This is a genomic window from Clostridium nigeriense (assembly GCF_050585245.1).
Lineage (GTDB): Bacteria > Bacillota > Clostridia > Clostridiales > Clostridiaceae > Clostridium > Clostridium nigeriense_A.
On record NZ_JBNOOF010000012.1, the window covers coordinates 57,590 to 82,516 of the forward strand.

Consider the following 24,927-nt stretch of genomic DNA (forward strand, 5'->3'; position numbering starts at 1 on the left):
CTTTATGGAATCATACGGTATTTCTTCACTTACATCATCTCAAAGTGTAACTAGCAATGGTTCTTTTTCCTCTTGAATGTTTTTTGTTATTTTGTTTAGTTATTCTATAGGCTTATATGAATTTATCTTACTTATGATACGCTTCATTTTTAATTATTCTAAATAATAATTTTTATAATTATTGGAACGATATTCAGAAGTATTAATAGTACAAAACTAAATTTAACTAAATACCTTCCTTGTAGTTTAAATCCTAAATCATTTTTACTTACTATTAATTTTGTTATACCTACATATGCAAGAATAGCAGCTATAATAAAACTATTGCTTTGAAGAAATCGTACTATACTGTTGATTCTATCTGTAAATGATACTTTTAATATCAAACTCTTATCTCCTTGAATATAGATCATAATTAGAGGTATATTTATATATAATAAAAATACTAATGATATTCCTATTAGAGATACTATTGCTCTTTTTCTCTTTGCTAAGTCTCTACTTCCAAATATGCCCAGATATATTAGCATTACTAAAACATACAGGCCATATAACGATATAACGACATTTCTACCATCTATAGTTATTGTTTTTACCAATTTCATTATTACACTACCTAAATCAATAATATGTCCGTTGCTATAACTATTTATTTCTTCATATTGATTATAGTAGAAATCGGGTAACATTTGTTTTTCATCAATACTCTCATTTAATTGCTTATTTTGTTCTATTATTTTTTCCTCTAAGGTAATTGCACTTGTACTAATATTATTAATAAAAGAAAAGCCTAAAACTAAAAGTACTATTATATATATCTTATTAAAAATCTTAATCTTACTCATTTCTATTACCTGTTAAGTAATCAGATTTTTTAATTTCTAATTTACTTATCTTTTCTTTAGACTTAATAATTAATTGAGTTAATTCATTATTATTTGATTCTAAACTATTAATTGCTAATATATTACTATTTATAATACTTTCTGTATTTGCTAGTTCAGTATCTATTTGATACTTCTTTTCTTCTTCTAATTTTTTATTCTTATCTATAATATTTTCTATTGCTAATTTATTATTTTGAATTTGATTTTCATATTCTATTATTTGATTTTCAATATTTAAAATTTCTCTATCAACAATTTCAACATAGTACTCTTTATCACTCTTTTGAACTAATAAATCATTCTTAACAAAATCTTTAATATTTGAATATAACTTAAATGGTCCTACATCTTCATTATCTTTATTATTCATATCTTCTAAATACACCTGTAAAGATAAATATGACCACTTTTTATTATGTGTTGTAATAACTACATATTCATTATCAGTAACTTTAATAGAGGTTAATGGAATTAATGCTCCTGGATCTGATTTACTTCTTAACTCAAACCTTGGTTTTAATTCTCTATTAATATTTTTATCTTCAACTTTAATATTGAATTTTATAAATCCATTAGTTGAATTATACTCTCTACTTTGTAATGATATATTAATAGTGTCATATGCTAAAGGTATATTTAATTCTGTACTTACATCATTACTTGTACTATTAAATAACATATTTGATGATAAGAAAAATAATAATCCTCCTGAAAAAATAATAGTAAATGCCATATATTTAAATCTACTATTTCTTTTTATAATATATATCAAGTCTTCTAATTTTTCTTTAAATATGGCTAATTTATTATCACTCACTTACATTTCGCTCCCTTCTGAAACTACTCTTGTAGCTGCATAAAATATAGGTTTCCAATAACTATTGAATTCGGCAATTGTAACTCCTGTACTGACACCACAGTGCAAGAATTGATTATTTCCTATATACATTCCCATATGACTATTTACGCCTTCAGTATTAAAGAAAACTAGATCTCCTGGTATCATTTCTTCAAAGGCCACTCTTTTTCCCATATTAATTAACGTATATGTAGTAGCAGATGTAAGAGGACCTAATTCAAGCCCTGCTTGTTTATACATATAGTGAATTGAGCTAGAACAATCGAAAATTCCTCTATCTATATCATACTGATTTCTACCTCCACCATATACATAAGTAGTTTTGCCTATCATTCCTTTACCTACTTGTATAGCTCGTCCTATCACTCCATCTATATCAACAGAAATTCCACCTTTTCTAAATTCCATAGCAGTTTCATATACTCTATTAGGATAATTAGACTCCGCATTATCTAAATCAATAGTCATTCCAAGATTTTGCCCATAATTATATACTGCAAATAATCTTCTTAACGAATCTCTCAATACAGGATTATCTTCATCTTCATTCCAGGGAAATAAATTCATATTTTCAATGTTGAATGGTTGAATTGAATCAACTATACCACAGGCCTTTAAAGCATAATTCCCCTTTTCCATTAATACGAATGATCCAGTTAGAATTTGCATTTTACTACTTTCTAAAAATATACTCCAAGCTTCCTCTGAATTATTATAATTAAATCCTGCTTCTTTAACCCATTTGTCTAATCCGTTATTTAAATAATAATCCCAATTACTTGCTCCATTACTCTCATATTTTCTAAATTGCATTAATCCATATGCACCTGATGAGCTAACTGCATCCATCCTAAAAGATGATTCATGCTTACATACAGCCGCTAAAACCCAATTAGGTATCCCAGATATATTTGAAGCATAATTAAAATCTTCAATATATTGAGCTGGAACCTTTCCTTCTAAGTTTCCAACTCCACCTATAGTAGTATTTTTATTAATTGTAACAGACATAGTCGCAACCATTATAAGCATTAGAATTAATAATATTGGTATACTCGTTACTATGCTAAACAAAGAATATTTACCTATCTTTTTTACTAATGTAACTTCAGTTGAACTTGTAGCTTCCATAATTCAACCTCCATTATCTAGCGTAGTAATCTACTACTTTAAATTCATTATCTATTTTTTCTACACCAACTATATACTCTGTATACCCTTTGCTTGCTATAACATCTCTATTATCAATCCAGTTCCAATATACAATAACGCTATAATATAATCTTCCTTCATCAATTACGTATTCATATGACTCTGATTCAACATTCTCTAATTGCATTTCTTTAGTATTTTCTTTTGCACCAGGCCATGAAAAAGGTTCAATCATATCTCTAACAAAGCAGTCTTTAGATGCATATTTTTTAGCCTTATTTACATGCTTATCTGGATTACTTCTCTCATATAAAGCAATTCCTTGAGCAAAGTTTTCAGCTACATTTTTTGATTGAATAAGTTCTTCAAAAGAGAAATTATCATTCCACCAATATTCTTTTATCCATTCTATTTTATTAATGTATAATGTTTCTGTATCAGTATCTCCTTGAATAATTGATGATTTATATCCATCTTCAATTTTTACTATCTTATCAACCTTAGTTACTTTTTCACTATTAGTTGAATCAGATGTATTAATATCTTCTATTGTAGAACTATTATCTTTTTTATCATTATTAACTCTATTACTAAAGAATTTAAATCCTAATCCAAAAATAAATGCTAATAATGCTATTCCTAATCCTATTACAAATTTCTTATTCATTTTATGCTCCACCTTCAAATAGCTTTAATTCTTCATTTGTGGCATCTATTTTAAATGTAAGATTTCTATCTCCATTTATAGCCATTACACATTCACCTTTTCTTAGGAATGGAATTAATTCTATTTCAGATGTGGTAATCTGATTTGAAAATATTTCAGCTATAGCCTTTTTAGCGTTATTATCTTGTTGTAATATAAATTTATATTGAGATAATTCAAATAGTGTTTTTAACTTACTTAACTCCTCTGTAGAGCAGCTTTCTGGTACAACATCTCTTATACTCTGTGTAGCAAGTATAAGTCCTGAGAAATACTTTCTCGCTTCTCTCTCATATCTGATTAAATAATCAACAGCAATCATATTATCTGTATTAACAAACTTATGAGCCTCATCTAAGATAAGTAAATATTTTTTAGCTTCATCAAAAGTTTTAATTCCACTTTCAAACATCTTCTTTTCTCTAATTCCTTGTTGTAGGGCATTATTCCAAAGCATTGTAAGTATATTAAATGTCTGTGCTTCAAATATTCTCTTATCAAATTGAGTTAAGTTCTTAACCTCGAAACTTACTATCTGCTCTTTATCTATATTTTCAATTGAGCTATGTCCATTAAATAAAGCTCCATAATCTCTTACTATCCCTTCAACATTTAAAATAATATGTTCTAATCTTTCTTGTCTTGATTGAGTTAAATTATCCCTTACAATGGTAAATTTATCATCTGAATATAATTGTTTCTTAGCATATTCAACTAATTCCTCCATAATAGGATACTGCAAGGTATTATATGTAGTGGCCCTACTTCTTTCTATTCCATAGTCAGTATAAAAATCTGATAATATCTTTTCAAACTCTCTTATATCAGCTTGTTCGCTATTTGGAGATATAAATTGATATATCATACTCACCTTAGATAAGTGAAGCATAAATGAATTCTCTTCATTAACCTTATTATTTGTTTCATCAATTACAGTTGCAAATATTTGAAGTGGATTTATAATTCCATCACTACCATCTAAAGCAACGACTTTACCACCAAGAGTTGTAACCAAAGTCTTGAATTCTCCTGCTATATCTAAAACTCTAATTGTATTATTTACTATTGCATTATTAACTAATAATTTCTTTAAAAATGTTGATTTACCACTTCCCATCATTCCTACTACAAGTGCATTATATGACTTTCTTATTTCATTTCTTGTAAAAAGATCAAATAATACATTTCCACCAGTTCTAGTAGTTCCTATATATATTCCGGTAGGATCCGTTAATTCAGAATAGTGAAATGGATATCCTCCCCCTAAAGCAAATGATGGAATTTGTTTTCCTTCTCTATTTGGTAACTCTTTAGATTGTTCTGTAGCACCTTTAAACAATGCCTTCCATTCATATTCTTGTTCATTAAGAAATACTGATCCTTTAAATCCCTCATTAGTTAAATTTTCAACTATATGCTTAACTCTATCCTCTAATTCTTTTGAAGTTTTAGCTGATACATATAATCTAATAGTAACTATCTTAATAATTTCATCTGATTGAGTTATTTCTTCAACTAAATCAGTTAAATTTCTTGATTCTGCTGCTGCATTTATCTTATCTACATTATCATTTATGTGATAATATCTATCAGCTTGTTCTCTTATCGATTTATTAAGTTTATCTAAAGATACTTTTCTATCTTCTGTTGCTATATCAACTGTAGCAACTACATCTTCATATGATAAAATACTCTCTAACCAAAAATTATCTACATAAGTAGGTAAATCATATATTTGAATACACGCTTCAAAACCATCACCTTTAACTACGTGTCTATCTTCAAACTTTATTCCACCAACGGGCTGTATTTTTTTAATCAGATATGGATTATAATTAATCTCTTTAGCCATAATAATTCCTCCTCTCTAATTCAACTTAGTATTGAAATTATTCAACTTAAATAATATTTTCAACTTCTTTTCTAGATTTATTTCTTCAACCTTAAAGGCTATATTTTGATTTATATATAAAACTCTTTCTCTATCTTCAATCTCTTCTTTATTACTTGCAAAGATCATTATATAAAACTCTTTATCAAATCTATTTTGTTCTAAGAATATTAACTCATCTAACTTCCTTTGTAAGAATTTCTTAGCTATTGGATTTGTAGTTACTTTTAAATTCTTTTCTATGTACATTTGTTGTGTTGTAGTATTAACAGGAAAGTTCATACTAAGTATCTTAAAATCTTCTGAATAAGCTCTTAAGAAACTAATAAAACTGTATATGTGTCTTTGTATATCACTCTCTGATAATGCATGTACATCTTTGGTTTTAATCTGATATAAGTCCATATATCCATACTTCATAATGAATCTATCATCTTCGTCTATATCTACAAAGTCCATAATATCCTTTGTGTAAGCTGATATACTTCTATCAGTTTTTTTAAGATTTTTCATCTCCTCCTTTAATTTCTTTTTTTCTTCCTTAGCTTTTAATTTTTCCTCTTTACTTAATTTAACTTTTTCTCTTTTTTGCTTTTTCTCTCGTTCCTTAATCTTTTCCTTACTAGGTCTAATGTTTATATCATCAAACTTTTTAAATCCCATTTTATTTACTCCCTGTTCTTTAATAATTTCTAGATAATTTTCACAAATAAAAATCCTAGCAACTACTAGGATTTTTAATTTTAAAAACTAATCTACATTCTTCTATAAACTTTGTTATCTTTTTTAAAGGAATAATATATACTTTGATATAATCTTCTCTTAGGATTTGATTTACTCTTACTTAACAACAGTAAAGTTCCTACAACCACATATATATAGTAAAATACTAATAATGGCTGATATACTAAAGGAGAAAATATTACACTTATCATTAGTGCAACTATTGAAATAATAAAATCTTTTAAATATATTGACTTACTAAACTTGATTTCAGTTGAAATTTCTTTAGGTATAATATATTTCATTATTTATCTTCTCCTTTTTTAGTAAAATTTCTTGGAATAACATCATTATCTTTATTGCTATTTAAATTATGTTTTCCAATAGTATTTAAGCTATCTAATCTTTGCTGTCTTCTATTAGCGTTTAAATTCATTCTTTTGTTATAAGTCTGTTTATCATGATTATTTAAAGCTTCATTAAAATCTAATTCATCTGGTATATTAGATTTATAAGAATTTATATTATCATTGCTATATTTATCTGTAGCTTCATTTCCTTCCCAAGATTGATTTTCTTGATCATTTTCTTTATTAAATCCCGATTCCTTCATATCCTGTTCAATCCCGCTATACCCTGCTACTCTGACACTCTTACTTTGAGGTTTATTGTTACTATCTTGTGTTGTTCCACCTTCAAATTTTTGTTTACTTCCATCACTATTACTTGAAGTATCACTATTAGTTATTCCATTTGAAGAATCTATATTATTCCCACCTGATTTATTATTTGATATATCATCTAAGTTATGGATTCCATACTTATCAGCAGCCTTTCCATAGGCATCTGTAACTTTCATAGCTCCTTTATTTAATGTTTCAGTTAATCCAGTTTTATCAGCCATCTTAATTGCAGACTTACCAAATCTAAAAGCTGATTTACCAACTGATATTCCTCCACCTACAGCACTTTTACCTAATTTATTAGCTCCATACATTTGTGCTGTTGTTCTAGCTACACCACTTTCTATTTGTGTTCCTAATAGCTTTTGTATTATAGATGGTCCTTCAAGTAATGCTATTGATGTTCCTAGTAATACAACTAAATTAGTTATTACTCCAATCCAGCCACTACCTAATTGTTGTGTCTGAATCCATCCTGTAAATTCAGAATATAAATTCATACTAAATACAGATACCATTAAAACTGCAAACGTAGAAATTATATGAGTTAAAAGCTCTTTAGCTCTTTTACCTTCTTCAATATCAGTAAGTATTAATATAGTTCCTACTATTCTATCTAAAGCCAAGTTAAACACTATTTTAACTGTCTTAACTCCCATAAGTAGTAACGTTATTCCAACAATTATAAAGTTAGCTATAATTGAAAACCAATTTACGTAGTATCTATAATATCCATCTCTACCAGTTAACATATTTCCATTAAATTTTTTGTCTACTATATTACCATTTTTATCGAAATCTAACTCTTTATTAATAACACCTTTATTTTTAGAATTAGGAATTTCAGAATTCTCTAAAACCTCACTCATATCTATATGTTTTAAAATAGATGGTGGTATATCATTATATGTAGTTACATTAGAAGGCAGTTTGAAATTGTCATATTTAGCATACTTCATTAAATCATGCAGATTTGATTTAATTACTCTATCTGAAAGTAGTCCTTCATCTGTATTGGTACTGATACTGACACTCCCACTTAAACTACTAACTATTTTAACTCCTTGATTAAATATAATTGGTAAAGCCATCATAACAACTATAACTAATAACGCCCCTGTAAAAGCATTACTTTTATTATCTCTTTTAAAAATAAGCTTATAACCTAAAATAGCTATTGATATAGCTAAAATAGCTACCATTATACCTGATAACACACCTATATTATTTTCAATAATAGTAGAACTTACAAAGTTAATTATCTTATAAGTGTTTTGGACAACTGTATCAATAATGTCTATTAATTTCTTTAAAAACATTACTAATCCCCATCCTAATTCCCTTAGTAAGTCCTTAAATATATTATTAGTTACTAATAGATCTGAGAGGTTTTGGAGTATTTCTACACTACTCACGATATCACCCCCAAAATAATTAATAAAATATTATTTATATTAGAAACCAATATTTTGTTTTAAGAATGAAGCCAATGCTGTTGATCCAAGAACTACTACTAATCCAATGGCAGCACCTACATACCAAGGTCTTGCTTTTCTAGCACCTTCTGCTCCACCCATTATTTGAATAACTCCACCTGCACAAAAAGCAATTGCTGCTGCTGGAACTGCTAAAATTTGAAGCCACTTAACAACCTCATACATTAAATTTGAAATATTACTTACTACATCTACACCCATTTGCATTTCCTCCTATGTTATTTTTATATTTTATTTTAAAAGAAGATTTTCTTCTTACTAAACTAATTAATGAAATTTACAATATTTAAAGCTAGTCCATTCTCAATTCTAAAAATACAAATTTTAATATGACCTTTATTCAGAAGTATTAATTTAATATTTAAACAAGAAAAAGAAGCCAGCTTAACTAAATAAACTTGCTTCTTTTCAATTAAATATTCTAATAGTAATATATTCAAAAATGATATTTACCTTCTATTATATACTCCTTAGTCCCAATAATATTGGTCTAGCTATCTAATATTTTTATTCATTTTAATCTTTAATTATAATACAAAATAATTTAATTTATGTCTATTTGTAATGTATGGTATTATTTCTTTAATTATCTATATATTAACTTAAAATCATTTTAACTAAATACTTTATGGAGTACCCTATACTTCTTATAAAAGAAAAATTATATAACTTTTATAATTTTTTTAACTGCTTATTTATAATATTTATTTTATATTTTACAATATTTTTATATCTATTGTTATTTTCAACAAACTCCCCAAATTTAAATCGTTCATTTTTAGTTAAAATAGTTCTAGCGAAGTTCGCTTTATCTAAACCTTCCTTAAAATCATTGAATATATCATTATATTCAGGGTATAGAATCTTTATTTCTTCTTCATCTCTAAAAGATTCATCACCTATATAATAAAGCCACTTCTTAAAACTTTCATAATCGTAATCTTTTATATTTTTATATAATTTACATTCAGTTATACACTCTATAAATAATGTTATTATTAAATATATTCTAGCATCATTTTCATCGATGCATTTATCCTTCTCTATAGTAATACACTCACAATAATTATCAAAATCTTTAAATTTCACTGTAAACATATAATCTTCATTTATAAAATTCCCATCGTAATCAATCATTAATCCCTTGTGTATTTTTTCTAGAATATCTAACATTTCATTATTTATTTTATAATCTATCATTTTAATTTCTCCCATAAAATTTCTACTTAATAGATTATATATTAGAAAGAGGAAAATTATTAATTTTATAACAATATAATTAAAAATGATTTAATTGAAGAATTCTTTTGAATCCAAAATAAGAATTAATTTAACAATTATAAATCAAAAGCTACTGATAACATATCAGTAGCTCAAAAAATCAGTAAAATTATTCTTTATATTATTAATTTTATTCTATACAAACTCTCTACTTTTTACTTCCTAATCTTTTCTTAATTAATGGAGCTGTATTCAACCTTCCAATTCTTCCATCAGATTGAATAGGATTTTGTTCTTCTTTCTCAGGAGTTTCTTTTGACACTGCAATTTCTTCAATTTGCTCTTGTCTATCATTGAAACTCACTCTTTCTGTATAACTTTCAAAATCATCTTTTATTGATTCTTCTAATTCTTCTTCAATATTTTCTTCTTCAATTTCAATATCTTTTTCAATTGAAATTTCTTCATCTCTAATCTTTTCATCATTTTCAACTTTATTGGTAGTTGAAACCTTAGTTTCAATATTATTATTTACTATTTGTACAGGTTCACTTTTGATATTACAATAAAATTCTGTTAATAATTGACCTAACAAATAAGCCCTTCTAGGATCATTATTAAATTTTTCTCTAATTTCATCCGTTACTGTTAAGTTATATGAAGTATCTTCCATCTTAGAGGTATTAAAATCCTTTTTAACTAAATCAGATATGTATTTAGTTTTTCCTATCTCATTTATCTTTGCTAATTCTTCTTCACTAAGAATTAAATCAACTATAAATCTCTCTTTTACATAACCAACTTCAACTTCTTGCTTTTTTCTTCCTCTAGCCATCAATCACACCTCCTAATATGTAGAAATAGACTCTATACAGAGCCTATTAGTAAACTTTATCTATTGAATTTACTCATCTTGTCATAACCTAGAGCATTTGCATATACAGGCTCACAGTATTCATTCATTACATCTACTATCTCTGAATTATATTCATTTTTAGCTATAAAATCTTTAAATGCTCTAACAATTATCTGTTCGTTAGATCCTCCCCCTGAAAGTAAGATTAAATTTAATCTTTGTCTACTTCCAGCTTCATCACACATTCTTATAAAATATTCAGCTATTCTATTAGCAAAAGCTATCATATGTTTTTCATATATTGAACTAATATCAACTCCACATGAAGTTAATACTCCATTAAAGTCCATAACTGCTTCTAATATATGTTCTGGTGTTAATTCTTCATTTCTATCTACTATTTTAGATTTTTGAATTTCTTCAACTATATCTTCTAGTACATCACCAATTCCAATATTTATTCCATCAACTAACTTTCTTGATGTTTCAAGACTTAAAGACTTATCCCTTCTATCATAAACATACTTAGCACCCGCTATATCTGTTGTATGTTGTCCAATATCTATAATTGCAATTTCTTTATTTGCATAATTAACTATTTCTTCTTTTTCAATACTTTCAACATCTGATACAAGTTCTAAAGCTGCTATACCTTCTATTTGAACATCAACATCTTTAACGTTTATGTTAATCTTCTCTATTCCAAGTTCTTGTGTAATATATCTATCTTTAAATTCTATAACATGTTGTCCCTTAAATAAAGAAGCATATGTTTCTTTATCTCCTTTAGTAAACCATTCCTTAACTGGTAATCCAGTAGATAAGTTAATATCAAAGTTCATTTCCTTTTGATACTCTGATTTATCCATATTAACTAATTGCATAACTGCTACAGATAATAATGTATTCATTACTAATTGCTTATCATTGCATTTTTCTTTGTTTGCTCTATATTGACTTCCTTCGATACCTAATGCTCTTGTATCAAACATAAATTCAACTGGTTTATCTTCTTTAAGTTTAAAAGATACAAATAAAGAATTATATATATCCTCTTTTTTTCTACCAACATATGATTCATTTTCTAATGTAGCTTTTACTTCACTTCTGTCAGCCGAAATAAATGCATTTGTAAATTTACCATAAGACTCTCCTATTAGTACTTTTATACTATAGTTTCCTCCATCTGCATTTGCATTAATTGTACACACCTTTTCTTTACTCATAACTTTCCCTCCAAATATCTCGTTTTTATCTCTAAATATATTTTATATTATGTATACTTATCATTCAAGCATTATTTTTATTTTTAATTATATTTTTATTATTTTATTTATTATTTTATTACTTTTTATAATCCTTTAATTTAATATCAAATAACTATTTATAGATTTACTTAAAATTTATATTAATATTAAATATTATTTTTTATTTTAAAATAATATTAAAACTTTATATTTTATTATTTTAAATTACTTTTATTTATTTTTATTAATTTAAAATTATTTTTAATTAGATAAATTCTTTTTCTATATATGTAAAAAATATAAAATCACAACTAATAAAAAGTAATTATTATTATTTAAAATTACTTTTTATTACTGTATTATTATTTAATATTTTTTCTTCTATACGGTAATACTATAGAATGAATAAACTAATTATGAGGTATAAATATGAGTAATTTTAAAGATAACATTTTAAATTCCGATGAATTTGAAATTGAATTGAATAATTCAGACATAGAAAAATATAAAGAAATTAATTATTCAGATGAGATAAAAAGAAGTTGCCTGCAAATACTTAATAAAATTGAAATTGATAACTCTCCTATTGAAACAATAGATCTTAATATAAATAATTTCAAAAACTATCACTATAAATTAATGAGTGGAAAATTCCTTGTAATATATCCTAATAAATCTACTATTAAATATATCACTTCAGACGGATTATGCTTTAATTGTAGTGATGAGAAACTGATTAAATTAATATCAGATATTCCAAAACCTTTAAAAATTTCTTTCAAACACTCTGATGAAACTACAATGCCACTTATCCTTATAATTAAAATACTATACGGAAAAGATATTAAAAACATCCAACAACTCGTTGATATGTTTGCTTATAATAACTTTAATAAATCAGAATTAAACTGCTACAGAGCTTTAATACCTATCTATAAAAAGCTATTTGATATTATTAATAAACATTCATACATCACTTATATTAATAAAGAAAGAGACCTTTATCTAATTGAATATAGAGCATATATGAGAAGTTTAGAGTTAGATGATGGATCAATTTTAAAAAGTAAAGAATTTGAATTAGATTCATATTTAAATAAATTAATTTCAATAGATAATTTCTGTATTAATAAATCTAATTTATTATATTATCTAGAAAATAACACCGATTTACCAATTTCCTTATATGAAGGTATATCTAATATAGAATTTTTAAAACTATATAAAACTTATTGTGAGGTAATTTCTCTAAAGAATTTAACTTTAGATAACTATATACCTAATTCATATAGTTTAAATGGAACAATTAATGACACTTATCCATTTAATTACTTTATCCAAAAGCGTGCTTCTTTTGTTATTAAAGGAACTTTTCCAGATATATATTTCAATACTTTATTAAACATTCTAAGATTGAAACACTATATAATTTCTGGCGATTCAGATAATCACTTAATTAATTATATAAAAACTATAAATCCAGACTTAGAATATAGTTTAATAACTACAATATTATTAGTTTTAGAAGCTTATATCTGTCAATTTACATCAATTGAAGATATTAAAAATTATTTATATATACATAAATCTACTTTACTATTTGATGATGAAATTGAGGTTTTCCTAAGCTTTATTAAAGAAAATTTATCCGACCTTGTTAATGCAATAGATATATTTAATAATGAAACTTACAAGAGCTATGAAGTAAAGTTAATAGAGCATATACCTTTTTCACCACTTAACACTAGATTAAATTACTTATCTTCAAAAACTATTAAATCAACTATGCTGGCTATTTATAAGGATATAGAAGACTTTAATTTCAGAAATAAAAAGAAAATTTATATAACTGATATAACCAAAGATAGTATTTATATTGTTGTTGATGAAGATATATCACATATTGCTATTGATATATTAAACAGAACTATGATAAATACACTTAAATCCAATTTAAAACTTGATTCTTACACTTGTTATACCGATATATTATAGGTAAATTTATATTCAAAACTAAAAAAAGCAATTAAACTAATCTACAAATAATATATTTAAAATTCAAAAAGCACACCAAATAAATCGATGTACTCTAATTAATACTATATTAAAATTATCTATTATATCTAATCAGTACGTTAGATTTTATTTAATAATAGATTAAGCTACTTTAATCTATTATTAAACTTATTTTTATTAAAGTTGACTACTAAATTTATTTAACATTATATTTATTTTATATATTTTCACCAATTTTATTTAAAGAAAAATCTTCTCTCTTTTGACATACAATATGTAATTTATATGGATGTTTTATTTTGTAAGGACTTAACTTATATGAATAAATTATTATATCCAATAATTCCTGTTGTGTAAGAGATGATCCTGACTCACCATCCATACGAGTTATTCCTGATCCTAATATAGGTATATATACATCTTTTTGTGCGTAGTATTTATCAATTTCTTTCCAAAGTACACACAAACAATCAAGAAATTCATCACGAGAGAAGAATCTTCCTAACCCATCTTCATCTAATTTTGCAAATGCCATTAATAAATCATCATTATTTGGAACTAATTTGCCTGATTCATATCTAATCTTATTTTTATATTTTGACTTACTTTCATCAGGCTTTAAATTTGCTTTATCAATTAATATCTGCATATCTTTTATTGGATTTCTTTTAAGATATTGTCCACAAAGAGAGCTTGGCTTTATTTCTGAAGGGGCCTCACCAACACTTGTTGTAAAACATTCATCAAAATTAATTACTTTTTTACAATCGCACATATCTAGTAAATCTCCATATTCAATCTGAATTATATAACTATTCCCTTTTATAATAATTTTTCTTCGAAATAATAGATAAAGAGAATTTCCTATTATTGATAGTATAAGAATAATAAAAAAAGTTATTATACGAGTTAATATAATATTTCCTTCATCAGATACATTTGATAATAATTTAATTTTTCCAAAACAAATCTCTGGAACAATTGTAAAAAGCACTGTAGTAATAGTCCCTGCCCACGTACTACTCTTCTTTAGTAAATTAATCATATCCTAACACCTCTTTTATATAGGCATAGTTACTAACTTTTTCACCAAGAGAGTTCCTTATCCAAAAAGGCTGAGCATCTGATTTATAATCTGTCATATATGCAGGAAGCCAGCTAGATTCTTTTCGTAATGAGTTATAAACCACAATTATGGGTTTTTTACGTTTTTTAGCCTGTTCAAACTCATGCTTAAGGTAAGAATACGTATTTATACTTCCAACATCATCATTTTCTCCTGGAGTAAAAGTATTAAAAACCTTACAAACTTTAGTCCCATTAGTATTCTGCTTATACGGAGTACAACTACAATATATATAATCCTTAGTTGCTCGTGAACAAGCACTTCCCGCTTTACGAGATGCAGTCTTATCACCAACAACAAAAATAACAGCGGAAGATGCATTTATCTGCTGATTAAACTCTTTTTTCAAGTCGCAAGTACGACAATCAGGATCCTTTGAAATACTACCTGAAACCACTTTAGACATATCTACAAAATCTACTTTATGTTTATTATCACTCCCCCATTTATTAAGTATATCTACAACATTACGATCACCACTATCAATTGAATAATCTGCACTAATATAAACACGTTTACTCATAACTTCATCTCCCTTATAATTCTAATTTAGATTGTTAATTTATAACTTATTGATATCATATATTTTTAAACAATACTCATACACTACTTTTATCTATAATATATAAAAATCTCCTCCTTAAAAGATTCTTTATTTTAAGTAAAATTAATATAAACTCTATAAACTCTTACTTAGAAATTGTAACTTTTCCCATATTTACTTCTTATTTATTACATAATATAAATAAAACTATTCAATATAATAATACCACCTTATACCAATTAATAATAATATTATTATATAATATATGGATTTCTTTGTTTTAGAGATTTATTAATTACAAATAAATCTTAAATAAAAAGTATACTCAAAATTTGAGTATACTTTTTATTAATATCTTATCCTTAATTTTTTCCCATTGATTTGATTCAATTACATTTCCATATCTCAATATACTTTTCTTTTTAATTAAATCATACAGTTTGTCTATTTCTTCTTTTGAAATATCACTTTTCTCAAGTTCATATTTATCTATTATTTCATATGCTTGTTTTAATTCTTCTGAATAATCTCCATCTAAATTAAAGGATTTAATTTTATTAAACTGCTCTTGATTAATTTTAACTACTTTATATAAATTATCTATCTTAGTTCCTAAACATTCAGCCATCTTAATAAATTTAAAAATATTGGTCTTATGCTTATTCTTCTCAATAGAAGCAAATCTCTGCTCAGTAATACCAATACATCTACCAACATCTCTTTGAGTCATATTTCCTTTAACTCTATAATGTCTTACATAGCTTATTAATAATTCTACAACTTTATCTTTATCATAATTGTTAGTATTCATTTCCCCTCCTATGTGAATACTTATTTAGATTTTATTTTTATGTTGTTAAAATCATCTATTTCTTTATATTCACAACTTATGTCATCTTGTTTAGTAGTAATATATTTCTTTATTTTCACTAAATCTATATCCTTATATATTAAAAGTACATCACTACTACTTTTTTTATTTATTAACGCTATCGATAAATTATCAGCCTTAGCATTTAAATAAATAGCATTAGCAATTTCTTTTGTTATATAAACTTTATCCAGCTTACCATCATAACTTATTAAATTTTCAATAAATTCTAATTCCAAAGAATTCCCTCTAAAACTACTTAACTTTTTATGTAGATTAATTAATATACTTCTCAACTTATCTTCTTCTATTATTCTTTTATTAGAATTAACCTTATCAATAGTCACATCATCTTGTTTATTTATTGTTTCTTTAGATGATATAACTTCATTTTCAGAGTCATCTTCACTATCTTTTGATATTACTAACTCATTAGTATCATTTTCTATATACTCCGGAAAAGAATCATCATTAAAATCATCTGAACTTAAATCATTAGGATTAATGGTATCTATTGCTTCATCATTCTTTTGATTTTCCATTATATCTATAGGTTCAGCTCTATCTTCCTCACATCTATTAACTTCTAATTCATTATCAATATCTTTAAATCCACCCTCAAAAAATTCAATCTCTTCGTTGTTATTTAAAGCATTAATTAATTCATCATAATTAACACCTTCTATGTTTTCTTGTTTTTGAATCTTTTTTACTGTTTTCAATTCAGAAGAGTTAATATTATTTGTATTTATAGAGCTTAAATATCTACTAAAATCATACTCCTTACTAGTTGTAGTATTATTTTCATCTAGTTTTAAGAAATCCAGCGTTCCCTTACCTATTTTTAACTTACCCTTAGTGTCAGTAATAGAGTAATAACAGTTTTTGAACTCTAATGTTGCTAAATTTTCTTTTGTTACTCTATTTTTTTCAGTTATTGTTCCACTCTTAGATTCCACATATCTTGTTTGATCTGAGAATAGTGGAGTAGATGAAATACCAGTTTTAACTTCAAAAACATCCTCGAATCCTAACATTTCAGTATAATAAATTCTATCTTCCACATTTGATCCAGGTAAAATAATCTTAGTGTTCGTATTAGTTAATATTATTTCTTTAAACATATCACTTTGTTCCTTTAATTGTGCTATATTCTGAATAACACAAGTAACTGAACACTTATACTTTCTACTAAATGTAAAGAACACTTTAGATTGGTCATTTAAATAGAATGGAAACTCATCAATAATTATTTCATATGGTATTTCTGGTGCTTCATCTTCACTATATCTTGATAATACTGCTGTTTGTAATGACATTATAAAGAATAAAGCAAAAGCTCTACCAATAACATCTCCAAGCTCTGCCTGTCTTGTTGCAATAGCAATACACTCTCCATTTTCTAATACTTCATCAAGATTAAGCCCACCAGTTCTACTACATAGAATATATCTAATTTCTTCTCGTCCAATAAAGTTATCTAACTGATTAATAATACCTGCAACCGCTTCCTGTGTTTTTGCTCTTTTAACTCCATAGTTTGTACCCTTAACTCTATTTCCTGTTCTCTCATCAGTCTGCATTTCATAAAATGATGTTTCAAAATATTCAATTACAGATTTCCATCTTTTCTTTAGATTTTCATCTTTACTCATATTTCTAGACATCTTTTCAACTTTTCCAAAGTCATTCAAAAGTTCTAATACATCTTCTAAAGTTGGAAGTTGTCCATTGTTTTCTATTGGGTACATTACTCTAAGTAAAATAATTATATTTCTAATAGCTCTAATCCCTGCATTTTTATAGTACGGATTAACTTCTCTATCTTCCATACCTGTTAAAATTGATGCAATAATATCTCCTGTTTTTTCAGGATCACCTAACATCATTGGATTATACTTCGCTATATTTCCTTTTTTAATTTCCTCCATTTTAGGGTCAATTTTATGTACCTTAACTCCATTAGCTGCACCTATTTTTAAGGTTTGTTCTCCTAAACCACCATCAGGTGCTATAGTTGTTACCCCTGTGTTTTTATATATAATCTTTCCTTCACTTTCTTGAATCACAGTAACTTCGTATGAAATTGACTCATTATCACTACAAAAATCAAGGACTATAGCTCTTATATATTCACTTTCTGATTCTTCATTTTCAACTTCTACAGGTCCAACATCTATCTTTACTTTAAAGTTCTCTCTAGCAGTATAACTGTTATATTCAGAAGTATAATAATTTAGCTTTATTTCATCATCTATAATTCCACACAGATAACTTCTAATTGCTATTGTGGTTCTTTTTACACCTTTTGTATTTTCTAAATTTATTATTGTCTTTCCATTTTCCACAATATCATTAAATAAAGTGTTTTCTGATATTCTCTCTCCTATTATAAGGTTACTGAACTTTTCTTTAAACCTCTCTTTCTTATCTGGATATATACTTATTAAATCCATAGAAAAATTTTCATTTATATATTTATTAGTTACAGGAACATTTATATAACATAAACCTTCTTCTAAAGCCCCTAATGTTAGCCTTTTTAATTCTTCTCTATAGAATGACTTTTTATTAAATAATTGTGCTAAATATGGCCTTAATACTAAACTTGTTTTACCAGATCCTGAGTTTCCTGCTACTAGCATATGTCTAAAGCTCTGCTTTTCAGTTAAATATATTGCTTCTCCAGTAGCAAAATCATTACATATCTTACAATCTATATTATAGTTACTTACTTCCTCTACATTTCTTGTAAGCCAATCAACTTTATACTCCTGCAAATCTCTCTTATACTCTTTCTTAAAAGCTATAGTCAAACTTTTATAAAATCCTATAGCTATTATTATGAATGGAACTAATACAGTTAATATCTTAGAATTAGTTTGAACTATAAATAACGGAACCACAGTCATATCAATCAATGTCTCAATTGCTCCTACAAAGAAACTATTAAACTCTTCAGCAAGCAAAGAATATGTTGCTACTGCTATTGTTATAGTTGTAAATAAGTATATTTTAGGTCTATGAACAGGTTTGGATGTTTTATCTCCTAACATACTTATATAAAATATGATTACTGCATTTAATATTATTAAAGAATATAGAATTTTACTATGTCTTGCTATTTCAATAGAAAATAGTATTTTATAAGTACTAAAATATAAAAACAAAGTTATTGCAGTAGATATTATCATTGAAACTATTACTACTTTATCTATAGTTTTATCATTTGATATATCAACTAATTCTTGGAGCTTCTGCTTAAACCTCTGTTCCATCATCATATTCATTACCTTTTCTTATAACTTTATAATAAATCACTTCTTTTAATCTCATTTTAAATTCCTTGTCACAAGTCTCTGCAACTATCTCACTATTTTCACATATAAAGTTTATTAGTTGAGCATTTCTATCTCCACTTTTTATATTTGTTACAATTCTATCTACTTCAATACATCCATTATATTTTTGATTTCTCAATCCTACCTTAGAAAATTTAACTTTAAATCCATTCTCTGATTTCTCTATTTTATATTCATTTAATGTAGGATTACCTAAGAAATCTTTCGATTTTACTCCAACTACAACAATCTCATCATCTTTTATTTGTTGTATATCTATCATATATACTCCACTCCCCTCACATTTAATTAGCACATTATATTATATCTATTATCCTAATCAAAATAATTAGTGCCTTTTTTCTAATGTTGGAATATATATGATTATTTTCTATGTAAATTAACTTGATAATAATATAGATTTGTTTTAATTTAATATATATTTATATAATTTTTATTATTTAAAATTACTTTTTATTATTAAATTATATAATTAATAAATTATTATATTTTTAAATTTAATTTCAAAATAATTACTTAAAATTATATTTATATAATTAAAATTACCTTTATTATATAAACATATTTATAAATTAATAATAAAATTATAATTAATATATTAGTTGACTATGAGAATATTGAACAATTAGATGAAATCTTCAATTAATAAACCATTCAACCTTAGTTGAATATTGAATAATTAAAGCGATTGTTATATAAGCTAATATCTATATGCTAAATTTAAAGATACTTATATTTATATATGAACTTATATAGTTTATCTTCTATATGTATAGAAGGATTATTTATATTAACTCAAATATTATAAACCTTCTATTTTACTAGCTTTATATTAACTTTTATATACGGAAAATATATATAATTATCATTTATATTTTAGTTAATACTTCTAATTAGGAGGTAATAAAGAATGTTACTTTTTGATAATAATAAACACTTACTTTTAGCTATAGCTAATTGTGGATTTATGACAGACCATATTGCCCAAAAGCATTTTTCAACCAGTAATAGAGATACTGAAAATTTAATTTATAATAACTTAATAGAACGTACTGGAACTTATTTGATCTTTGGTAAATCAACTTGTATATATACTCTAACTAATGAGAGTAAAGAAATGTTTAAAGAAATTGGAAAATCATTATATAAAAGTGATGATACTCAACTTGAACATGATTATATATTGTTAAAGATTTATAGTAGTATTGATAGAACATCTCAAGAATCATGGCAAAATGAAAGTGAATTGAAATCAATTTATAGACGAAATACTTGTGATGGAGTATTTAAATTCAATAATAAGTTAATTGGAGTTGAAGTAATAACTAAATCCTACACTAAAATAGCTATTAATGAAAAAATGACTTTTATAAATGAATATTGTGATGATTTTATTAGTTTAAATACATCTGATATTAAAATATAAATGGAGGTACTTTATGGATAATAATGCTATTCCTTTAAATATTCCACCTACCCAAAGAAGAAACTATGATTATGTAATTGAAAAAGGATTTGATAAATATATAAAGATTATCTTTAGCCTTGGTTCTTATATAACATTTCAGCAGTTTTATCAACTATTTAGAAAGCATAATACAAGTCTTTCTGAATCTTATTGTAAGTTAAAAGCTAATTCAATTATTAAAGAACTTGAAAATTTAAGATTTATTAATGTTGAAAGCATTGGAAAGCATAAATACTTTTATCTAAAGGCTCCCTCCTTAGCTATATGTGTAGGTGATTATTCAAAAATTCCTAAAACTAATCATAAAAATGTTAGTATTAAAAATAATAAGTTTTTAACTTCTCTAATGAAAGTTGAATACTATCTTGAATATAATGAAATTATATCTTCTGAATGGTTATTTAAGCATTTAAAAGCTATTACAAGAAACATAATTATACTAACAGAGAAACATAACCTAGAGTACAATATAAACTTCTTAAAGGCCATATATAACTCAAATGACTATACTAAAATTAAAGATACTGTATCTAAACTTCCTGAAGATGATTTAATTTATATAATTTGGGTAGATTTATATAATTTATACTATAAATTACTATGCCAAGGACAAACTCTATCCCAATCACCCTTATATTTTAAATTGAACGTTGTTGATAAGAAGTTGAAACTTCATTATATACCTGAAATTATAATATTTGATCATCATAAATCTGATTACTATGAAAGAAAAATGGATCGCTTACTCTCTGACTTAATTAATATTAAATCTAATAACGTTGATGGTCTTAGAAAAAACTATAGACCTAATCAAGAAATTGGAGATTCTAGAGTAAATATTATAGGCTATGGATTAAAATTAATAGGTTCTAACGAACAGCTTTTAAAAGAAAAACAAAAAATAATATCTAACTACGGTAGAGATAATAGTAATTCTCCCTTTGTTTCTGTTAAAACATCATATATTAATCTTTCTAATTATTTTTCATATACATATAGAAAACTTGATGTTGTTGAAAAAATTGATAATCAAATTGAATCTCTAGTTATTAAGAAACTTAATGAAATATTAAACAGTAATTAATAATAGTATTTTAAGGATTAATTTCCTCTAACCCCCTTTTGATTGCAACTTTAAAAGCTATTATCATATATATGTATAATTTAATATTTAATATTTAATATTTAATATTTAACCAATACATTTTTATGTATTTGGTGGTAATTAATACAGAAAATATATAATCCCTACAAGGCTTAATTTATAAGCTTTGCAGGGATTTTTTATTTCAAGAAGGGAGTTAATAAGTAAAATGGCGATTACTATTTACGAGGGTAAAACGTGGTATCCTATTCGTTCTGGGAACTATTGCCCTGTTTGCAATTCAAAAAAGGGAAGATGTAGTGTTTTGGTTGATGAAAAACAACAACCTGTTATGTATAGATGTAAATACGCTATATCAAATAGAGCAAGTGGTGATGGATGGTACATACACCTTGTAAATCCAAAGCTCGCCCAGAAAAATAATAATTTAATCAATTCTGATTTAATCAAAGAAATAATCTCTAATAAAGAAATAGAGATTACTGAAGAATTGATTGAATTAAGAGATAGAGTGTATAGAAAGTTTAGACAAGTCTTTTATTCATTAAATGGTTCATTACTCTATAAAGAAGATTATGAAAATCTAATAGAGAGAGGGTTTACACCTGATGAAATCAATAATATAGGTTTTTTCTCAATACCAAGGAATATAAAAATTCAATATGAAAACTATAGTTGTCAATTAAAAACAGCTATAGTCAAGGAGCTTTTAAAAACATTTACTGAGGAACAACTAATAAAAGTTCCTGGGTTTACTCTAATCGAAACTAAGGATAAATCCTTTGTTACATTTAAAAGTACTACAAGAAACTCTAAAGGAGATATAGAAGATATTAAAGGATACTTTATCCCCTATATAGGGCCTACCGGTAAATTGGAAGGAATGCAATATAGATTATCTACCCCATTTATTGATAGTAAAGGAAAATCTATTAGGTACTTTTGGTATTCATCTAAGAATGTATCTTGTGGTAGTCCTATAGACTATTACATTCCATCTACTATAAGAAATGAAAACTACATTCTTATAACTGAAGGAGCAATAAAAGGTAAATTTGCAGCAAGTAAACTTGGAATCCGTTCTTTAAGTGAGGCTGGTATAACTAACTATAAAAATGTAATTAAAGCATTATCAAAAATTGAAGAGATTGAAGATAAAGAATATGGTGTTTTACTAGCTTTAGACATGGATAAATATCAAAATCCTGATGTCCTATCTGCTGAAATTAATACTGTATCATTACTTAAAACATTAGGATATGATGTAACAATTTTAGAATGGAATATTGAAGATGGTAAAGGCATTGATGATAAACTTAATCTTAACTGTAAAGGCTTTAGATTTTTAAATATATAAATACTCTATACAATAAATATTTAACAAATATAAGCTAAATATCTGATTAAACTCTTTTATAATTAAAATTAGATAATAAATTATATTTAGTTTTAAACTTATTGCTTTTAAGCACTAAGAGATAATAAAATAACAATAATAAATAATATAATAGTAAGAGGTAATATAACAAAATGAACAAATTAACAATTTTAAATGAGATATATGTAATTCTTAATATATTAATTGAAAAGAATATAAATATTAACTTTTCTGAATTTAAATTAATGATACATAAGATTATTGACAATAACTCAACCTTCATTGAGCATTGTCCTATGGAGATTCAATATGAAATTCAATCTTTAAAAAGTATTATAAATAAATATTCAGATAAGAAATTATTAATTATTGAAATAACTAAGTTTATAAATGCATTTTCTAGTATTTCTGAATATGAGCAGTGCAATACTGACATTCCAAATATAGAAAAAGATAAACTTTATTATAAAGCGGTAATTAATTCATATTATATTTTAGATTTATTTATAAATAATGAAGAAAGTAGATTTGATAACTTTAAAAATGAATTTTATCAAATAGGCGTATTAATCGGAAAATACTATAACGATAATAATATAATAGTTAAAGATATTATCTATGCAAAACTTCAAGATTTATTTAATAGATATAACTTTAATTACAGTTTACCAGTATGCTGTTATTTATAGGAGCCTTTTATGGCTTCTTTTTTACATTTAGTTCTTTTTAGTAGAATTAAATTAATATATATTTAATTAAAAAGATCAGTTATTTCACTAATCCTTTTTCATAATAGTTTAAAATTGTGCATAGAATCTAGACAATAAATTGGAATTTATCAATTTGTTTGAAATGAAAGAACTTGTTCATCATCTGGCAAATGATGAACAACAGGCTTAAATATTTCTGTTGATTTATACCATAAATTCATAGCTGATTTATTCTTCAAACTAAATTTCAGTTCCCATTTACCAGGATATTGTGAAAATGTAATGGAAATTGCTTCTTGTGCAATACCTCTTTTTCTGTAATTTGGAAATATACAAAATTCTGCAATTACATAATCAGGCTTTTGGTCAATATATGAATGATTGTTTATCATCATAAAACCAACAATCTTACCATCCCATTCTATGAATAATGCTTTTCGTGTTGGTTCAATAAAATAGTTATCAAAATATCTATATAAATAATTCCCTGTATCATCCAACTCATCATTATAATATTTTGTCATTTCATAAAGATATTTTTGAAAAATATTATACAAAACTTCTTTTTCTGATTCTTTAACTAATCGTAATTCAGTCAAACTAATCCCTCCTTTGTTAACATATAA

General features: G+C 25.3%; 23 protein-coding genes. 5 read left to right on the forward strand and 18 right to left on the reverse strand.

The features are described from left to right. Nucleotides 1-158 precede the first annotated feature (158 nt). From ACQPUY_RS15670 to ACQPUY_RS15725, 12 genes are all read right to left on the reverse strand, one after another. The gene (locus tag ACQPUY_RS15670; RefSeq protein WP_430842641.1) at nt 159-845 is read right to left on the reverse strand and encodes a hypothetical protein; all 687 of its coding nucleotides are present in this window, start codon (nt 843-845) and stop codon (nt 159-161) included. Next, nucleotides 838-1,704, reverse strand: coding sequence for a hypothetical protein (locus ACQPUY_RS15675; protein ID WP_430842643.1), 867 nt, complete (start codon nt 1,702-1,704; stop codon nt 838-840). Before ACQPUY_RS15675 ends, ACQPUY_RS15670 begins: the two co-directional genes overlap by 8 nt. Continuing rightward, on the reverse strand, nt 1,705-2,877 hold the full coding sequence (locus tag ACQPUY_RS15680; protein WP_430842645.1) for an NlpC/P60 family protein: 1,173 nt from the start codon (nt 2,875-2,877) through the stop codon (nt 1,705-1,707). A gap of 13 nt (nt 2,878-2,890) precedes the next feature. Beyond that, entirely contained in the window at nt 2,891-3,565 is a 675-nt protein-coding gene (locus ACQPUY_RS15685; RefSeq protein ID WP_430842647.1) for a hypothetical protein, read from the reverse strand. A gap of 1 nt (nt 3,566) precedes the next feature. Beyond that, nucleotides 3,567-5,456, reverse strand: coding sequence for a VirB4 family type IV secretion system protein (locus ACQPUY_RS15690; RefSeq protein ID WP_430842649.1), 1,890 nt, complete (start codon nt 5,454-5,456; stop codon nt 3,567-3,569). A gap of 15 nt (nt 5,457-5,471) precedes the next feature. After that, complete coding sequence (locus tag ACQPUY_RS15695; RefSeq protein ID WP_430842651.1) at nt 5,472-6,158, reverse strand: hypothetical protein; 687 nt, start codon at nt 6,156-6,158, stop codon at nt 5,472-5,474. Nucleotides 6,159-6,250: 92 nt separating this feature from the next. After that, a complete protein-coding gene (locus ACQPUY_RS15700; RefSeq protein WP_430842653.1) occupies nt 6,251-6,523 on the reverse strand; it encodes a DUF5592 family protein in 273 nt (90 codons plus the stop codon). Continuing rightward, nucleotides 6,523-8,316: a pLS20_p028 family conjugation system transmembrane protein gene (locus ACQPUY_RS15705; RefSeq protein WP_430842655.1), complete on the reverse strand. Its 1,794-nt coding sequence runs from the start codon at nt 8,314-8,316 to the stop codon at nt 6,523-6,525. Before ACQPUY_RS15705 ends, ACQPUY_RS15700 begins: the two co-directional genes overlap by 1 nt. A gap of 39 nt (nt 8,317-8,355) precedes the next feature. Further along, nucleotides 8,356-8,598 (reverse strand): hypothetical protein, encoded by a 243-nt coding sequence (locus ACQPUY_RS15710; RefSeq protein WP_430842657.1) that lies wholly within the window; start codon nt 8,596-8,598, stop codon nt 8,356-8,358. A 471-nt stretch (nt 8,599-9,069) separates the two neighbouring features. After that, entirely contained in the window at nt 9,070-9,597 is a 528-nt protein-coding gene (locus ACQPUY_RS15715; RefSeq protein ID WP_430842659.1) for a hypothetical protein, read from the reverse strand. A 229-nt stretch (nt 9,598-9,826) separates the two neighbouring features. Continuing rightward, nucleotides 9,827-10,453, reverse strand: coding sequence for a hypothetical protein (locus ACQPUY_RS15720; RefSeq protein ID WP_430842661.1), 627 nt, complete (start codon nt 10,451-10,453; stop codon nt 9,827-9,829). Between the two features lie 56 nt (nt 10,454-10,509). After that, complete coding sequence (locus tag ACQPUY_RS15725) at nt 10,510-11,700, reverse strand: hypothetical protein (RefSeq protein ID WP_430842663.1); 1,191 nt, start codon at nt 11,698-11,700, stop codon at nt 10,510-10,512. 450 nt (nt 11,701-12,150) lie between these two features. Between ACQPUY_RS15725 and ACQPUY_RS15730 the strand changes: the two genes are divergently transcribed. Continuing rightward, on the forward strand, nt 12,151-13,716 hold the full coding sequence (locus ACQPUY_RS15730; protein ID WP_430842665.1) for a hypothetical protein: 1,566 nt from the start codon (nt 12,151-12,153) through the stop codon (nt 13,714-13,716). A gap of 238 nt (nt 13,717-13,954) precedes the next feature. Here ACQPUY_RS15730 and ACQPUY_RS15735 read toward each other — a convergent pair whose 3' ends face one another. The 5 genes from ACQPUY_RS15735 to ACQPUY_RS15755 all read right to left on the reverse strand — a co-directional run bounded on the left by ACQPUY_RS15735 (nt 13,955) and on the right by ACQPUY_RS15755 (nt 19,902). Next, nucleotides 13,955-14,782: a macro domain-containing protein gene (locus ACQPUY_RS15735; RefSeq protein WP_430842667.1), complete on the reverse strand. Its 828-nt coding sequence runs from the start codon at nt 14,780-14,782 to the stop codon at nt 13,955-13,957. Beyond that, complete coding sequence (locus ACQPUY_RS15740; RefSeq protein ID WP_430842669.1) at nt 14,775-15,386, reverse strand: TIR domain-containing protein; 612 nt, start codon at nt 15,384-15,386, stop codon at nt 14,775-14,777. The genes ACQPUY_RS15735 and ACQPUY_RS15740 overlap by 8 nt, the downstream gene beginning before the upstream one ends. Nucleotides 15,387-15,732: 346 nt before the next feature. Further along, a complete protein-coding gene (locus ACQPUY_RS15745; RefSeq protein ID WP_430842672.1) occupies nt 15,733-16,218 on the reverse strand; it encodes a helix-turn-helix domain-containing protein in 486 nt (161 codons plus the stop codon). Nucleotides 16,219-16,238: 20 nt separating this feature from the next. After that, entirely contained in the window at nt 16,239-19,568 is a 3,330-nt protein-coding gene (locus ACQPUY_RS15750) for a TraM recognition domain-containing protein (protein WP_430842674.1), read from the reverse strand. Then, nucleotides 19,540-19,902 carry a hypothetical protein gene (locus tag ACQPUY_RS15755; RefSeq protein WP_430842676.1) on the reverse strand — a complete coding sequence of 121 codons (363 nt, stop codon included), beginning with the start codon at nt 19,900-19,902 and terminating at the stop codon, nt 19,540-19,542. The genes ACQPUY_RS15750 and ACQPUY_RS15755 overlap by 29 nt, the downstream gene beginning before the upstream one ends. A 648-nt stretch (nt 19,903-20,550) precedes the next feature. Between ACQPUY_RS15755 and ACQPUY_RS15760 the strand changes: the two genes are divergently transcribed. The 4 genes from ACQPUY_RS15760 (at nt 20,551) to ACQPUY_RS15775 (ending at nt 24,280) form a co-directional block, all read left to right on the forward strand. Continuing rightward, nucleotides 20,551-21,066, forward strand: coding sequence for a hypothetical protein (locus ACQPUY_RS15760; RefSeq protein WP_430842678.1), 516 nt, complete (start codon nt 20,551-20,553; stop codon nt 21,064-21,066). A gap of 13 nt (nt 21,067-21,079) precedes the next feature. After that, a complete protein-coding gene (locus ACQPUY_RS15765) occupies nt 21,080-22,192 on the forward strand; it encodes a hypothetical protein (RefSeq protein ID WP_430842680.1) in 1,113 nt (370 codons plus the stop codon). Nucleotides 22,193-22,421: 229 nt separating this feature from the next. Beyond that, nucleotides 22,422-23,570, forward strand: coding sequence for a DUF3854 domain-containing protein (locus ACQPUY_RS15770; protein WP_430842681.1), 1,149 nt, complete (start codon nt 22,422-22,424; stop codon nt 23,568-23,570). 173 nt (nt 23,571-23,743) lie between these two features. Next, on the forward strand, nt 23,744-24,280 hold the full coding sequence (locus ACQPUY_RS15775; protein WP_430842683.1) for a hypothetical protein: 537 nt from the start codon (nt 23,744-23,746) through the stop codon (nt 24,278-24,280). Between the two features lie 149 nt (nt 24,281-24,429). On the opposite strand, the gene ACQPUY_RS15780 is transcribed toward ACQPUY_RS15775, so the two are convergent. Beyond that, nucleotides 24,430-24,900, reverse strand: a complete 471-nt coding sequence (locus tag ACQPUY_RS15780; RefSeq protein ID WP_430842685.1) for a GNAT family N-acetyltransferase — start codon at nt 24,898-24,900, stop codon at nt 24,430-24,432. Nucleotides 24,901-24,927 lie beyond the last annotated feature (27 nt).